Genomic DNA, 13,748 nt, shown 5'->3' on the forward strand with positions numbered 1-13,748 from the left:
ACACGGACAAAGTAAAATATCATGACAACAACACTTATTATCGCTAGACATGGCAATACTTTTTTACCCTCTGAGACACCGACGAGAGTTGGCGCTCGTACTGATTTAGACTTAGTGGAATCAGCGCGTAGTGAAGCGGTAGGCCAGTATTTATTACAAAATAACTTGCTGCCCGATGTCGTGTTATCTGGGCCTTTAAAACGACATAAACAAACGGCAGAGATCATTTGCAAGCAAGTGGATTATGATGCTTCGCACATTGTGGAATCTCATTTTCTAAACGAGATCGATTATGGCCCTGATGAGAACCAGCCAGAAGAAGCGGTCATGCTGCGTCTTGGTCATGGTGATATGGAAAAAGGTAAAACGATCATCAAACAATGGAACCAAGATGCTATCGTGCCTGATGGTTGGCTTGTCGACCCTGAGCAGCTTGAACAATCTTGGCATCGGCTTGCTGCGTCTATTGTAGACCAATATGCCAATCAAACTGTTTTGCTGGTCAGTAGTAATGGATTGATGAGATTTAGCAATGTATTGGATGAGTCATATCAATACGAGAGCCTTAAAGTCCCTACTGGTGGGATCTGTATTTTTGAGCATGACGCAAATTCTGACGACTCGTGGCGCTGTACCGAGTGGGCGTTAAAGCCAAGTAAGTAACTTCAGCTTCGGATAAGAGAGCCAGTACCTGCCCTCAAGCCGCCTCTTAAAACGACACCAGCGACACTATGCCGCTGGTGTCTGGTTATCTATGATAACTAGGCGCTTGGGTGAGTGTTCATCGCTTTTTTAAGTGTGGCTACGTATTGATCTGCAGCTTTTAATTGAGACTCCGAGAGGATCGGTTTCATCGACTTAGCTTGTTCTGCCGCACTTTGATCACCATTGCTGGCAGCGACTTTCATCCAGGCATAGGCTTTAACGTAGTTTTGCTCGACATCGATGCCATCTTCATACAAGTTAGCCAGGTTCTCTTGAGCGGTGGCGTCAACGTCTAAAGCTGCTGTTTTATATAACATGCCAGCAATGGCAATGTTCTTTTTCACACCGTGGCCAGAGTGGTACATGACACCTAGATTATTGATAGCGTCTGTATTGTCATTCGATAGCTTCTCATACAGTTTTTTCGCTTTCGCATAATCAGTCACGCCTTTCTCACCGTCATACATGTAGGCCAAGTTGAACTCAGCATCTGAGTTGCCTTGCGCCGCTGACTTCTTATACCAGCTCACCGCTTTTTGATTGCTCTGTTTAACGCCTTTACCATATTGATAAGCGCGACCTAAATCATTTTGGCCGCTAGAGTCACCTTGGTTGGCAGATTTTAAGTACCAAGAAGCGGCGGTTTTATCATTTTTTCTAACACCTAAGCCTTTTTCGTACATCCAGCCAATCATGTCCTGAGCATAGCCATCGTCTGACTTAGCTGCTGTCCTAAACATGGTCAGCGCTTTTTGATAATCTTTCTTCACCCCTTGACCGTAAAGGTACATCGAAGCTAAGTGGTCTTTGGCGTACTTACTGCCATTTGCTTCTGCTTTTTTAAACCAATAGGCGGCTTTTTGGTAGTTTTGTGGTACGGCTATTCCATATTGATAGAATCGACCGACACTATTTTGACCATCAATGTTGTTGCTGTGCGCGGCTAGGTTGTACCAAGTGAATGCTCGTTGATCATCTTTAGCGAAAATGATGCCGTCTTCAAAGTATCGACCCACTTCATACTCAGCTTGGACATTGCCATAAAAAGAAGCTATTTCAAACAAGCCTAATGCCTCTTTATCATTTTGTTTGACTCCTTTACCTTGCTCGGTCATGTAGCCTAGAGCAAGAGCGGCATCGCCATCGTGCTTTTGCGCCGCTTTTGCGTACCATTTTGCGGCAATTTTGAGATCGGCTTTCGTTCCGACGCCATATTGGTACATATTGCCTAGGTTATATTCGGCGTCGACATTGCCTTTGAGTGCTGATTTTTTGTACCAACCGAAGGCTATTTTTGCATTTTTCTCTACGCCTAGGCCGTAATCATACAGGTAGCCAATGTTGAGTTGCGCGGTGGCGTCACCTTGAGCGGCGGCCTTTTGATACCAACTTTCGGCGGTTTTGTTGTTTTTTGGTACGCCTTTTCCTTGTTGGTAAAGGTTACCCAAAGCATTTTGCGCTTGAGCATAACCTTGTTTGGCTGACTTTTCGTACCAAGTGGCAGCTAGTTTGTTATTGATTGGAAGGGCATAGCCTTGTTCATAGGCGTAGCCTAGATTGAACTCGCCATATTGGTTACCTTGTTCCGCAGATTTGCGATACCATTCGACGGCTTTTTGATTATCAATATCGACACCGCGGCCAAAGTAGTACATATCGCCTAGGCTATTTTGAGCATTGGCATCACCTTGCTCGGCAGCTTGTAAATACCATTTTTTTGCGGTGGTGTAGTCTTGCTCAACGCCATCACCGTAATAATACATATCACCCAGGCTACGTTCGGCGTCAGCATTGCCTTGCTTCGCTGCCTTTTGATACCAGCTCTTGGCGAGTTGGTCGTCTTGTTTAACCCCTTTCCCATCGTAGTAGCGTTCTCCAAGCCGAGCTTGACTCACGGCATCACCAGATTTTGCTTTTGCTATCAAGTTTGAAAGCTCAGGAGAAGTGTGAGGGATGGTTGAACAGGCACCTAGCACGGTAACCGACACGGCGATAGCGACTTGTTTTAATTTTAGGCTCATTGTAACTCTTTTTATTGGCTAATTTTGACTGTGGAAGTGGCGAATTTATGAATAGTTTTAATCGTACGCCTTTCTAATATTGTATTGATTTTTTAATGGTTTAAAGCTTTTGCTAAATCAAGACGTACACATTATATCTAGGCTTTAAATGTAAGCAAATGTTAACAATATTTGTCATGAATTTTTAAATTTATCGACATTATGGATTTATCCAATCAGTTCTTATTAACAATGGTTAGTGCATTAAGGCTGGTACGCCACTCTCGCGCTTTCTCGAATGAAATGCTATTTGGATGGAATAAGCTAAAGTTAATGGAGCAGGATCACTAGTAGGACTCCAAAATGACATTTGGCAGAAAGCTCGCTCTTCTTGTCGTCGTGGTAGCAATTTTATCGGCGATGGTTGGCTATATTTTTGCTACCCATGGGGTGATGTCGGGGCTGTCTTGGGTATTCTGCTTTGTATTGTTTGGCTTTACTGTCTGGGGAGCAAGGCGGCTTTATCTTGAAGTGGCAAATAAATACTATTGGTATGAACAGATGCTAGATTCTCTTCCCACTCCACTTTCTGTGACCGATTTGGAGATGAACTGGACCTTTATTAACAAACCAGTAGAGCAGTTGTTCGATGAGCCCAAAAAGGAATTTGTTGGCAAGCAATGTCATCATTGGGGAGCAGCGATATGCCAAACAGAAAAATGCGGAGTGTGGCGCTTACGAAAAGGAGAAACAGAAACCTTCTTCAGCCAGTTTGATCGTGAGTTTCGGGTCGATACTCATTACTTATACAGCCTGAGCGGTGAACCAGTTGGACACGTCGAGGTGTGCACCGATATCACAGCGATTCTTGGGATAGAGAAAGCGTACGACGATCTTAAGCATGCACAGCGAACATTAGTCGAGTCGGAAAAAATGGCGTCGCTTGGCTCACTTGTCGCAGGTGTTGCCCATGAAGTGAATACGCCGATAGGTGTTAGCATGACATCATCAACGTTTATCCAATCACAACTGGCTGAGTTTAAGCAAGGGCTGACCTCTGGTGCAATGACACAGCAGCATATCGAGGAGTTGTTAGATGATGTAGAAAAAGGCGTTGAGCTTATTCAATCTAACCTTAAACGTTCGGTCGAGCTGATTACCAGCTTTAAGCAGGTAGCGGTCACGCAAGCGTCTGATGAGCACTGTCGGTTTAACTTGGAAGAACACCTGCATCAAGTGCTATCGACACATGAACAAAAACTCAAGCAAAAGCAGGTTATCGTTGAGGCCCAGTGCATTCCAGAGTTTGAGATAGATAGCTACCCAGAAGCATTTGCTCAAATCTATTCTAACTTGATTCTCAACTCACTGATTCATGGTTTTGAAGCTGCCAATGCGCCTCATGAGATCTCTATTTGTTTAAGTAAGGCAGAGCGAGTACTTGTCATCGATTACAAAGACAACGGCTTAGGAATCGAAGCGGCTCTATTAGCGAAAATTTTTGATCCGTTTGTGACGACAAAGCGAGGGCAAGGAGGCTGCGGGTTAGGTACCCATATTATTTACAACTTAGTGACGCATAAACTGCATGGCACTATTCAATGCCATAGTGAGCCAGGCAATGGATGCCATTTTCACATCGAGATCCCTCTCGATAGTGGTTCTTCCTTTAAAGATCGTATAACGGTTCTAGATAAGTTAAAGATTGATACTAGGGTGAGTTACGAGTGATGTTGTAATAGCCATCAGACTAACTGAAGTAGTTTTCAAGTGGAGCGAAGCAAATTGGTTGAAGGAGATCATAAGCAAACTCCATCCTGCTCTTTACTCTTGATGAGAAAGATTGACTTTTTGAGCTAGACCGAGCTTGCTTTTCTTCTTCCACAATTTGATCGTGATAACCTAATTTCTCTCGCGCCTTTTTAAACTGCTCCATGTACTTTTCTCTACCTCGAGGCGTCCCATAGTCGTCTCCAATTCCTGCTACATCAACTAGGATTTCATATTGCTTTGAGGCAGCTTGTGCTGTTTTAAAGTCTTGGTATAAGTTCTGTTTTTTCTTCTTGTCATACACACCTCGATATCAGGATTATATTCCTTTATTGAAGTGTCCGGTCAAATTAAAGCAGAACAGCAGACAAAGGTGATTAGAAAAACTTTATAGAGAAAATGGGTGGCGTGTTCTGTGGCCGAAAAGAACAGGCCATCCATCCGTACTATGAGTTGTCAGTAGACCAAAGCACAGACGAGGTGAAAACAACGCTTTACTGTGAAACTGAGCTAACAAAAGTACTTAAGGGTGTTACTGCATTGAGCAAAGCGATTGTGACTCGTTTTATGCAATGGCGCTTTGAATCAAAGCTCGCGCCACCTTTTAACTTGGAGTTCTGTGAATAAGTGTATTTTGTGTAAGGAACCAGAGTTAATGTCTTTAACTTTGAATACTTGATGGTGATAATACGTCAAATAACGCATAACTCGCGAATGATAGTTTTAATTAGAGGAATTGTATGTCGGTTACTCAAACCAATGTCGTCGATATAATTAGTGTTTTAGACGAAGATAACCAAGTTATTCTTACTATTAGCGATCATCTCGAATGGGGCTCATCAGAGCACTTATTAGCTTTACAAGATAAGTTAAATAACTACGTAAGCTTCATTGAAAGTGGTGAACTGCTTAGGTCATATAACGATGCAAAAGAAAGAAATGTAGTAATTTCTCTGGTCTGCCAATATGAACCTGATCAGGCAGCAATTAACTTTTTGTCTCGTGTAGATGAATTTATATCTGGCTTAGGATTAAAGTTTCAATACAAAGTTCAAGCTATTCATACCCAATAACGCGTAACCCCGAAGAGGTATCAAGTAATGGAAAGTGCCCTTTTTCTTTGAGCTTCAAGCGGAGCACGTCTAGTTTCGAGTTCTCACTATCAGGAAACTCAAGCCATTCAATTTCTTTGTAGAGAATAGGCTCTCGAAAAAATTGTTCATCTACGTGCTCTTCAAACTCTTCCACGAAAGTCCTTCGTACGTCTTCGCTGTTGACCAACTTGAAATCTATGGTGTTGATATCGGAGTATAGTTGGCTAGCAATTCTTAGTAGTCTTATCCACTTTGAATCACTCATATTGGATACTGAGAATTTACGGCGAATTAACTGGTCACAGCGTTGATATTGTTTGCTTTGTTTTTCTCTTATAGCTCTTATTTTACTCAAGTTCGAAAAACTCCCAATCATGCTGTATTGATTCTCTCTCAGCGCCTGTTCCCGGCTCTAAGTTTGCAAATTGTTCGAGATCTGGTTCTTTATCTAAAAAGTGACTCACGCAAAACTAAGTGAGGGCGTTCTAGCTCTGATACGTCACAGCCACACAAAAACTGGTAGTCACTATCTTCAGGTTTTTTCTTTATCGGAACAATACGGTTCATTATTGAAAATCATCTAGATATAATCAGTTCCCAGTGAAGAACGATTATAACGTCAAATTCATATATGACTAACATTCATGAAGACTTGTCACTCTCCTTAAACGAACAAGTACTAAATCATTACTGTGATTTTTTTCAGGGGCATGAACACGAAATTTTTTCTTGGTATGCAGGGCCTGTATTGGAGGCCATCCCGCAATTTCGCGTTTTTCGTGCTAGCCCAGGGTCAGAAATAGATTTATGGGTTTATGGCACTATAGGAGTTAGCTCTATTGAGCACCCTGACTCAGGCAGGCTTGAGTTTGTCATGCTATCCGACGAAGAGAATCCAAGGTGCGTTGAATTGTTGGCTATGGTTGCATACTATCATCAAACACGTAATGTAAAGCTTGGCTTCAGCTTATCTATTGGTCAGCCGTGGATATCAAATAGCATGTGTGATCATCTTCTACTCTCTCTTCCTTATCCGTTCGGGCCAGATCTAGAAATTTGCAATCTAAAAGATGGGCACGCTCATGTCTATTGGCTTCTTCCTATAACAGAAAATGAAAGTGCTTATAAAGTTAAGCATGGGCTCGATGCACTTGAAGGTATATTTGAAGAGCAGGAATTGAGCTATTGGGAAGTAGACAGAAAATCTGTTGTGTAGGATAAAAATATGCTCAGAAGAGGTTAGTTAGTATTTTGAATTTCATTGTAGAAAACTGCCCAGAGGTTAAGTGGTACACAAGTTTACTCGATGTTGAGAGTTGGCTTGGTATTGATCTGAGAGAGTATGATTGGCATTTTTCAGATATTGAAGGTGCGTGGGATGAATTAAATGACCCGTCTTGGGTTCTAGGTGAAAACTTGCACAAGAAGTTGAAAGAGTGCGATTACCAATTTTCTTGGGCTGTTGTTTCGGCTTTTCCTAAAGGTACAAAGCCTTTCACAACAGAGAAGCCTTTTGCTGATGGAAACGCAGATTTGTGGAATGGTCACGCGAAGAAGCAGCTTAAAAGCTCGCTCTTTGAAATTGTTTGCTTTGATAGCAGTGCTACTTTGTTTATTGGCTTATCTCATACATTAGGTGAGAATCTACGCTGTAATATGAAAGCAGTGAAAGAGTTAAGATAATGTCCAATGAACTTCAATTCCGACAAAGAAAGTTATGTAAAAGGTTCTCAGCAAATTACAAGCCCTGCGACTTATCTTTGAAAATAGGAATTTCACAAGCGGTTTTAGATGGCGAGCGACCAATTAATGGCGTTCGTGTAAAAGAAGAGAATGGCACTAGTGGTTGGTATTTTTGGGCTGGTGAATGGTCAGATGATCCAGACTTTTTTCTTCCTTTGCACGGAACGCACTTAAGTAAGCATGCAGAAATCGTTCTTCCGTACTTAGCGCTACCAGAAGGCTGGAGGTTTTTGATTGAAGAAGACTATGAAGATGTCTGGTTTGACTCTGAACTTGATGCTTAGTCCGTCGGAGAATGAGCAGTAGAAGGTTTAAACTGCTATAAATACATTTTAACGAAAAAGGCCTGAGAAGCGAAAATGCTCTCAGGCCTTATTGTATATGGTGGCCCCTCGCAGATTTGAACTGCGGACCAATCGATTATGAGTCGACTGCTCTAACCACTGAGCTAAGGGGCCAATCTAGGTGCATGATTATAGGGGATGCGTATGGTGGTGTCTAGGTGTTGAAGGGGGTAATTTCGCTTAGTTTTTGCCCACTTAAACTGTTTGGTCAAAAAAAAAGCAAGCCGAAGCTCGCTTTTTCTATAGGGTGTTTAAAAACTACTCATCTAAGAAGCTGCGCAGGGTTTCTGAGCGGCTAGGGTGGCGTAGTTTTCTCAGTGCTTTTGCTTCGATTTGACGAATACGTTCACGAGTTACGTCGAACTGCTTACCAACTTCTTCCAAAGTGTGGTCCGTATTCATATCGATACCAAAGCGCATACGAAGTACTTTCGCTTCACGAGGCGTTAAGCCTGCTAGCACGTCTTTGGTGGCCACTTTTAGGCTACCAGAGGTCGCTGAGTCTAGTGGTAGCTCAAGCGTTGTATCTTCGATGAAGTCACCTAAGTGCGAATCTTCGTCGTCACCGATTGGTGTCTCCATTGAGATTGGCTCTTTGGCAATTTTAAGCACTTTGCGGATCTTATCTTCTGGCATCTGCATGCGTTCAGCCAGCTCTTCCGGTAACGGCTCACGACCCATCTCTTGTAGCATTTGACGAGAGATACGGTTTAGCTTGTTGATCGTTTCGATCATGTGCACCGGAATACGGATCGTACGAGCTTGGTCTGCAATTGAGCGAGTGATGGCCTGACGGATCCACCATGTTGCATAAGTTGAGAACTTATAACCACGACGGTATTCAAACTTATCTACTGCTTTCATCAAACCAATGTTACCTTCCTGGATAAGATCCAAGAACTGTAGACCACGGTTGGTGTATTTCTTAGCGATAGAGATTACCAGACGTAGGTTCGCTTCAACCATCTCTTTCTTGGCTCGGCGAGCTTTTGCTTCACCGATAGACATACGACGGCTGATGTCTTTGATGCTTTGTACGCTCAAAGAGGTTTCTTGTTCGATCGTGTTTAGCTTTTGGATAGAGCGACGGATCTCTTCTTCAAAGCCTTTGAGTTTTTCAACGTAAGGTTTGTCAGAGGCCAATACTTCATCCAGCCATGCTTCGTCAGACTCATTGCCAGTAAAGAGGGCAATAAAAGACTTCTTAGGCATTTTGCTGTATTCAACCGCTTGGCGCATGATAAGGCGCTCTTGCGTTCTTACGCGATCCATAGAGGTGCGCAGCTCATCTACCAAGTAGTCAAACTGCTTGGGTGTTAAGCGGAACTCAGCGAAGACTTCTTGTACTAGCTCTTGCGCTTTAGATGCTTGGCCACTTTCTGTGCCATGCTCGTTAACGGCTAGCTGGTAATCTTGGAATGTATTACGAAGTGCAGTGAATTTCTCCAAAGCAAGCTCTGGATCGATGCCGCTATCTTCTTCGTCGTCATCATCACTGTCTTCACGATCGTCGTCATCGACATCTTCATCGTCTTCGTCTTCAAGATCGCTTTCTGAAAGTTCAGAACCGATGTGAGTAGCTGTCGGGGCTGTTGTCTCATCATCGTTCGGGTCTACAAAACCTGACACAAGATCAGTAAGTCGGAGCTCTTCTGCTTGAACTTTATCAAACTGCTCAAGAATATAAGGGATAGTGCCTGGATATTCAGCAACGGAGTTTTGTACTTGGTTAATGCCATCTTCAATGCGTTTCGCAATGTCGATTTCGCCTTCTCGAGTCAATAGCTCAACAGTACCCATTTCACGCATGTACATGCGGACAGGATCCGTGGTGCGACCAATCTCGTTTTCTACACTAGAAAGTGCAGCAGCAGCGGCTTCAGCAGCGTCTTCATCAGTGATGGTGTTGTCATCGTTCAGAGCGAGGTCATCGGCATCAGGCGCAGTTTCCACTACTTTAATGCCCATGTCGTTAATCATCTGAATAATGTCTTCAACCTGTTCAGAGTCGACGATCTCTGCTGGTAGGTGGTCGTTAACTTCGGCGTAGGTCAGATAGCCCTGTTCCTTGCCTTTTATAACAAGTATTTTGAGCTGTGACTGCGGATTTTGATCCATAGACGGTATCCAACTTCGTATCTGGTGAAGGAATTAGTATGCGAATTGCAAACCACGAATACTAACAAATTTTTTCATTGCTGACTAATCAAACAGGGTTACGCTTTTAAATCAAGCATTAAAGCTTGCAGCTCCCTCTTCTCTTCGGTTGATAAACCGACACTTCTTGCTTTGGCCTGCAGGTTCTCAATTTGTTTCTCGACACATTGGGCAAATATATTGTCCAGTGAGTCCAAAAATATATCTTCTTGATTGTCGTCTTCGTTAAGCGGAATATTCCAGCTTGCGAGACGAGACAGAAGAGTCTCATTTTCTTTATTTCGCCAGTACTCTAATAACTGGCCCGTTTTGATATGGGGGTGCGTGCGACAATATTCAAGCACCTCCATAAACAAACTTAATCCCGGTAATGTTAGCTCTTTAAGGCTATCAAGCTCGGGTACCATATCAGCATAGCTCGGATTTTGAATTAGCAAAGCAATAACTTCGCGCATTGGCGTGCGCTTTATCTCTTTCTGAGCATTATGAATCACTTGCCTTGCTGGCTTTTTTTTCTGCCTTAGCTGATTGTCAAACCCAGTCCGTTCATCGAGTATTTTTTCTAATAGTTCTTGAAAGTAGGGATCTGGAATTTTATTAATTAGGTTAGATGCTTGCGCTCTTAGTGCAGACTTACCTTCGTTGCTGCCTAAATTAATCTGATGCAACTCAATCAAATTATCAAATAAGTAACTTGATAAAGGGGTTGCCTGCTGAATTTTATTTTCAAATGCTTCACGACCATGCTGTCGAATGTAGCTGTCTGGGTCTTCGCCATCGGGCAAAAACAAAAACTTAAGAGTGTGGCCACTTTTAAGGTAGGCAAGTGCGTTCTCTAAGGCTCGCCATGCGGCTTCTTTACCTGCTCTATCACCATCGTAACAGCAGACGACGGTATGGGTTTGCCTGAACAAGACTTGTAAGTGATCGCCTGTTGTTGATGTACCCAATGAGGCGACCGAGTAGTCCACGCCATATTGAGCTAGGGCAACCACATCCATATAGCCTTCAACCACCAAGATTTGCTCTGGCTCTCGATGGGCTTGCAGCACTTCATAAAGACCATACAGTTCTTTGCCTTTATGGAATATTGGCGTTTCAGGCGAGTTGAGGTATTTCGGGGTACCATCACCAAGTGTTCGCCCACCAAAGCCAATCACCCGGCCTCGTCTATCGCGAATTGGGAACATGACTCGACCACGGAAGCGGTCATAACGATTACCCTTATCGTTTTCAATCAGCATACCACCAGAGACCAACATGTCTTGGCTCTCATTGGTTTGGCCGAAGTTCTTGCGCACCAGATCCCACTCATCAGCAATATAGCCAATGCCAAACTTTTGCACGATCTCACCGGATAGGCCGCGCTGTTTCAGGTAATCAATGGCTGCACGATTGGTCGATTGTTTCAGTTGCTGGCGATAAAACTGGCCAATGCTCGTCATCAAATCGTATAGGCTTCTTTTTTGTTCGCTGTTCGCACGTGGTTGGTTTGATGGTGAGGAGTTAGGGTTACGTTGCTCCCTAGGTACTTCGACGCCCACCAGAGAAGCGAGCTCTTCGATGGTATCCACGAAGTCAAGGCGCTCGTACTCCATCAAAAAATCAATCGCATTACCATGCACACCACAACCAAAGCAGTGATAGAACTGTTTTTCTTGGCTAACGCTAAATGACGGCGTTTTTTCGTTGTGGAACGGGCAGCAAGCTCCGTAGTTTTTTCCTTGTTTCTTAAGTTTTACTCGCGCGTCGATCACGTCAACGATATCGAGACGAGCTAGGAGGTCATCAATAAACTGTCTTGGGATGTGTCCAGCCATAAAACCTAACAAATAAGGAAACGATGCTTGAGAGAAAATGTCTTTCGGTCAACAGCCCCTAGAGACAAACAAACCGCGCGTCCCAAAGGATAGCACGGTTTGCTAGAAATTTACTTGAGCTTAAGACAGTTTAGCGCGAACTAAACCACTGACTTTGCCCATGTCTGCTCGGCCTTGAATCTTTGGCTTGAGCACGCCCATGACTTTGCCCATGTCTTGCATACCAGCAGCACCAGATTCTGCAATTGCGCTTTCAAGCAGCGCGCTTACTTCTTCTTCGCTCAATGGTTGAGGCATAAATTCCTCAAGCACTGTGATTTCTGCTTTTTCTGCATCGGCAAGGTCTTGACGACCAGCGGATTCATATTGAGAGACAGAATCGCGACGTTGTTTGACCATTTTAGTCAGCACAGCAAGGATGTCCTCATCACTTAGAGTGATTTTTTCATCAACTTCACGCTGTTTAATTGCTGATAGGGCCAAACGGATAGTGCCAAGGCGCGGTTTGTCCTTGGCTTTCATCGCTAATTTTTGCTCTTCTTTGAGTTGTTCAATGAGAGCCATAGTTAAATTCCTTTTAGAAGTTTAACTATTAGTACAAGCGTACACGACGTGCGTTTTCGCGAGCTAGCTTCTTAGCGTGACGCTTTTGAGCTGCTGCTTTAGCGCGTTTACGAACTGTTGTTGGTTTTTCATAGTGCTCGCGACGACGTACTTCAGATAGGATACCTGCTTTTTCGCAAGAGCGCTTGAAACGACGTAGTGCAACGTCGAACGGTTCGTTTTCACGTACTTTAACTACTGGCATATGCCTTTCACCTCAGGGGTTATTCGTTAATGCTGGCATCTTTTGACTCAACTCAAAGACGTTTTGTCTTGGTCGGTCGTTAACCAGCTAGATCAAAATTGGTGCGGAATTTTAATCCGATCCGAGTGAGTTTGTAAAGCATTTTGTCGATTATAGTCTGTACAAAATTTGTTTGCTGGGGAAAGGCAAGGTAAGATTGCGCCAATTTTGAAATTCTGACACGGCATATTGAGAAAACTATGCGCATTATTGGCATCGAAACTTCCTGTGATGAAACAGGTATTGCAATTTATGACGATGAAAAGGGATTGCTTTCCCATCAACTATATAGCCAAGTTGATCTGCATGTTGATTACGGTGGCGTGGTGCCAGAGCTTGCCTCTCGTGATCATGTAAAGAAGACACTACCGCTTATCAAAGCAGCACTGGCAGATGCAAACTTAACCTCAAAAGACATCGATGGTGTGGCTTATACGGCAGGGCCTGGTTTAGTCGGAGCTTTGATGGTGGGTGCATCCATTGGTCGTAGTGTGGCTTACGCATGGGGCGTTCCTGCGGTGCCGGTTCATCATATGGAAGGGCATTTGCTTGCACCTATGCTTGAGGAGACGCCACCACCATTTCCATTTATTGCCCTGTTGGTCTCGGGTGGGCACACCATGCTGGTCGAAGTGAACGGGATTGGCGGTTACGCAATTTTGGGTGAATCGATAGATGATGCTGCCGGAGAGGCGTTTGATAAAACCGCTAAACTAATGGGGCTGGATTATCCTGGCGGGCCGATATTGTCACGATTGGCGCAAAAAGGTACTCCAGGTCGGTTTAAGTTTCCACGGCCAATGACGGATCGTCCGGGTCTGGATATGAGCTTCTCAGGTCTTAAGACTTTTACCGCCAATACCATCGCGGCCCATGATAATGATGAGCAAACTCGCGCGGATATTGCTTATGCATTCCAAGAAGCGGTATGCGATACATTAGTGATTAAATGCAAACGGGCATTAAAGCAAACTGGTATGAAGCGAATTGTGATTGCCGGTGGCGTGAGTGCGAACAAGCAACTGCGTCAATCTCTTGAAGAACTTGCGACTAGTATTGGTGGTGAGGTGTATTACCCACGCACCGAGTTTTGTACCGACAATGGCGCTATGATTGCTTATGCGGGCATGCAGAGATTGAAAAATGGTGAAGTGGCCGATTTATCTATTCATGTGCGACCACGTTGGCCCATCGATGAGTTGCAGCCAATTGAAAATAGCTAAGATAGCTAAGCTTGTTAAGTCGATGACGGTCGCGCTAAGCGGCCG

General features: G+C 43.8%; 15 protein-coding genes and 1 tRNA gene. 8 read left to right on the top strand and 8 right to left on the bottom strand.

The genetic code is table 11. The features are described 5' to 3' along the window. Positions 1-21: 21 nt before the first annotated feature. Positions 22-663: a histidine phosphatase family protein gene (locus M9194_RS05870; protein ID WP_250611699.1), complete on the top strand. Its 642-nt coding sequence runs from the start codon at positions 22-24 to the stop codon at positions 661-663. A 98-nt stretch (positions 664-761) separates the two neighbouring features. Here the strand turns inward: M9194_RS05870 and M9194_RS05875 are convergent, their stop codons facing one another. Continuing rightward, positions 762-2,726 carry a tetratricopeptide repeat protein gene (locus tag M9194_RS05875; protein WP_250611700.1) on the bottom strand — a complete coding sequence of 655 codons (1,965 nt, stop codon included), beginning with the start codon at positions 2,724-2,726 and terminating at the stop codon, positions 762-764. A 342-nt stretch (positions 2,727-3,068) separates the two neighbouring features. Here M9194_RS05875 and M9194_RS05880 point away from each other — a divergent pair, with 342 nt between their 5' ends. Continuing rightward, positions 3,069-4,436, top strand: coding sequence for a PAS domain-containing sensor histidine kinase (locus M9194_RS05880; RefSeq protein ID WP_250611701.1), 1,368 nt, complete (start codon positions 3,069-3,071; stop codon positions 4,434-4,436). Between the two features lie 19 nt (positions 4,437-4,455). Here M9194_RS05880 and M9194_RS05885 read toward each other — a convergent pair whose 3' ends face one another. Further along, complete coding sequence (locus tag M9194_RS05885) at positions 4,456-4,779, bottom strand: hypothetical protein (RefSeq protein WP_250611702.1); 324 nt, start codon at positions 4,777-4,779, stop codon at positions 4,456-4,458. 95 nt (positions 4,780-4,874) lie between these two features. Between M9194_RS05885 and M9194_RS05890 the strand changes: the two genes are divergently transcribed. Both M9194_RS05890 and M9194_RS05895 read left to right on the top strand, forming a co-directional pair. After that, on the top strand, positions 4,875-5,102 hold the full coding sequence (locus tag M9194_RS05890) for a hypothetical protein (protein ID WP_250611703.1): 228 nt from the start codon (positions 4,875-4,877) through the stop codon (positions 5,100-5,102). A 113-nt stretch (positions 5,103-5,215) separates the two neighbouring features. Next, positions 5,216-5,548: a DUF6572 domain-containing protein gene (locus tag M9194_RS05895; RefSeq protein WP_250611704.1), complete on the top strand. Its 333-nt coding sequence runs from the start codon at positions 5,216-5,218 to the stop codon at positions 5,546-5,548. Here M9194_RS05895 and M9194_RS05900 read toward each other — a convergent pair. Then, positions 5,532-5,924 carry a hypothetical protein gene (locus tag M9194_RS05900; RefSeq protein WP_250611705.1) on the bottom strand — a complete coding sequence of 131 codons (393 nt, stop codon included), beginning with the start codon at positions 5,922-5,924 and terminating at the stop codon, positions 5,532-5,534. The genes M9194_RS05895 and M9194_RS05900 overlap by 17 nt on opposite strands. 276 nt (positions 5,925-6,200) lie before the next feature. Here M9194_RS05900 and M9194_RS05905 point away from each other — a divergent pair, with 276 nt between their 5' ends. The 3 genes from M9194_RS05905 to M9194_RS05915 are packed head-to-tail and all read left to right on the top strand — an operon-like array spanning position 6,201 to position 7,596. Continuing rightward, a complete protein-coding gene (locus M9194_RS05905; protein ID WP_250611706.1) occupies positions 6,201-6,785 on the top strand; it encodes a suppressor of fused domain protein in 585 nt (194 codons plus the stop codon). Positions 6,786-6,820: 35 nt separating this feature from the next. Then, positions 6,821-7,252: a hypothetical protein gene (locus tag M9194_RS05910; protein WP_250611707.1), complete on the top strand. Its 432-nt coding sequence runs from the start codon at positions 6,821-6,823 to the stop codon at positions 7,250-7,252. Then, positions 7,252-7,596 (top strand): immunity protein Imm33 domain-containing protein, encoded by a 345-nt coding sequence (locus M9194_RS05915; protein ID WP_250611708.1) that lies wholly within the window; start codon positions 7,252-7,254, stop codon positions 7,594-7,596. Before M9194_RS05910 ends, M9194_RS05915 begins: the two co-directional genes overlap by 1 nt. A gap of 98 nt (positions 7,597-7,694) precedes the next feature. On the opposite strand, the gene M9194_RS05920 is transcribed toward M9194_RS05915, so the two are convergent. From M9194_RS05920 to rpsU, 5 genes are all read right to left on the bottom strand, one after another. Continuing rightward, positions 7,695-7,770, bottom strand: a tRNA-Ile gene (locus M9194_RS05920). Positions 7,771-7,914: 144 nt separating this feature from the next. Beyond that, the gene (gene rpoD / locus M9194_RS05925) at positions 7,915-9,774 is read right to left on the bottom strand and encodes an RNA polymerase sigma factor RpoD (protein ID WP_250611709.1); all 1,860 of its coding nucleotides are present in this window, start codon (positions 9,772-9,774) and stop codon (positions 7,915-7,917) included. A 98-nt stretch (positions 9,775-9,872) separates the two neighbouring features. Further along, positions 9,873-11,633, bottom strand: a complete 1,761-nt coding sequence (gene dnaG / locus M9194_RS05930) for a DNA primase (RefSeq protein WP_250611710.1) — start codon at positions 11,631-11,633, stop codon at positions 9,873-9,875. A gap of 120 nt (positions 11,634-11,753) precedes the next feature. After that, positions 11,754-12,197 (bottom strand): GatB/YqeY domain-containing protein, encoded by a 444-nt coding sequence (locus M9194_RS05935; protein ID WP_250611711.1) that lies wholly within the window; start codon positions 12,195-12,197, stop codon positions 11,754-11,756. Between the two features lie 28 nt (positions 12,198-12,225). After that, positions 12,226-12,441 (bottom strand): 30S ribosomal protein S21, encoded by a 216-nt coding sequence (rpsU, locus tag M9194_RS05940; RefSeq protein ID WP_001145625.1) that lies wholly within the window; start codon positions 12,439-12,441, stop codon positions 12,226-12,228. Between the two features lie 239 nt (positions 12,442-12,680). On the opposite strand from rpsU, the gene tsaD reads away from it, so the two are divergent. Further along, entirely contained in the window at positions 12,681-13,703 is a 1,023-nt protein-coding gene (gene tsaD / locus M9194_RS05945) for a tRNA (adenosine(37)-N6)-threonylcarbamoyltransferase complex transferase subunit TsaD (protein ID WP_250611712.1), read from the top strand. Positions 13,704-13,748 lie beyond the last annotated feature (45 nt).

Origin of the sequence: Vibrio sinus (genome assembly GCF_023634645.1) — a bacterium.
In the GTDB taxonomy this organism is placed as follows: domain Bacteria; phylum Pseudomonadota; class Gammaproteobacteria; order Enterobacterales; family Vibrionaceae; genus Vibrio; species Vibrio sinus.

Excerpts from the sequence above, each read along its gene's own strand:
- M9194_RS05880 (WP_250611701.1), top strand. The coding sequence starts at position 3,069 with ATGACATTTGGCAGAAAGCTCGCTCTTCTTGTCGTCGTGGTAGCAATT.
- rpoD (WP_250611709.1), bottom strand. The coding sequence starts at position 9,774 with ATGGATCAAAATCCGCAGTCACAGCTCAAAATACTTGTTATAAAAGGC.
- tsaD (WP_250611712.1), top strand. The coding sequence starts at position 12,681 with ATGCGCATTATTGGCATCGAAACTTCCTGTGATGAAACAGGTATTGCA.
- M9194_RS05915 (WP_250611708.1), top strand. The coding sequence starts at position 7,252 with ATGTCCAATGAACTTCAATTCCGACAAAGAAAGTTATGTAAAAGGTTC.
- M9194_RS05895 (WP_250611704.1), top strand. The coding sequence starts at position 5,216 with ATGTCGGTTACTCAAACCAATGTCGTCGATATAATTAGTGTTTTAGAC.
- M9194_RS05935 (WP_250611711.1), bottom strand. The coding sequence starts at position 12,197 with ATGGCTCTCATTGAACAACTCAAAGAAGAGCAAAAATTAGCGATGAAA.
- dnaG (WP_250611710.1), bottom strand. The coding sequence starts at position 11,633 with ATGGCTGGACACATCCCAAGACAGTTTATTGATGACCTCCTAGCTCGT.
- M9194_RS05875 (WP_250611700.1), bottom strand. The coding sequence starts at position 2,726 with ATGAGCCTAAAATTAAAACAAGTCGCTATCGCCGTGTCGGTTACCGTG.
- M9194_RS05890 (WP_250611703.1), top strand. The coding sequence starts at position 4,875 with ATGGGTGGCGTGTTCTGTGGCCGAAAAGAACAGGCCATCCATCCGTAC.
- rpsU (WP_001145625.1), bottom strand. The coding sequence starts at position 12,441 with ATGCCAGTAGTTAAAGTACGTGAAAACGAACCGTTCGACGTTGCACTA.
- M9194_RS05870 (WP_250611699.1), top strand. The coding sequence starts at position 22 with ATGACAACAACACTTATTATCGCTAGACATGGCAATACTTTTTTACCC.
- M9194_RS05905 (WP_250611706.1), top strand. The coding sequence starts at position 6,201 with ATGACTAACATTCATGAAGACTTGTCACTCTCCTTAAACGAACAAGTA.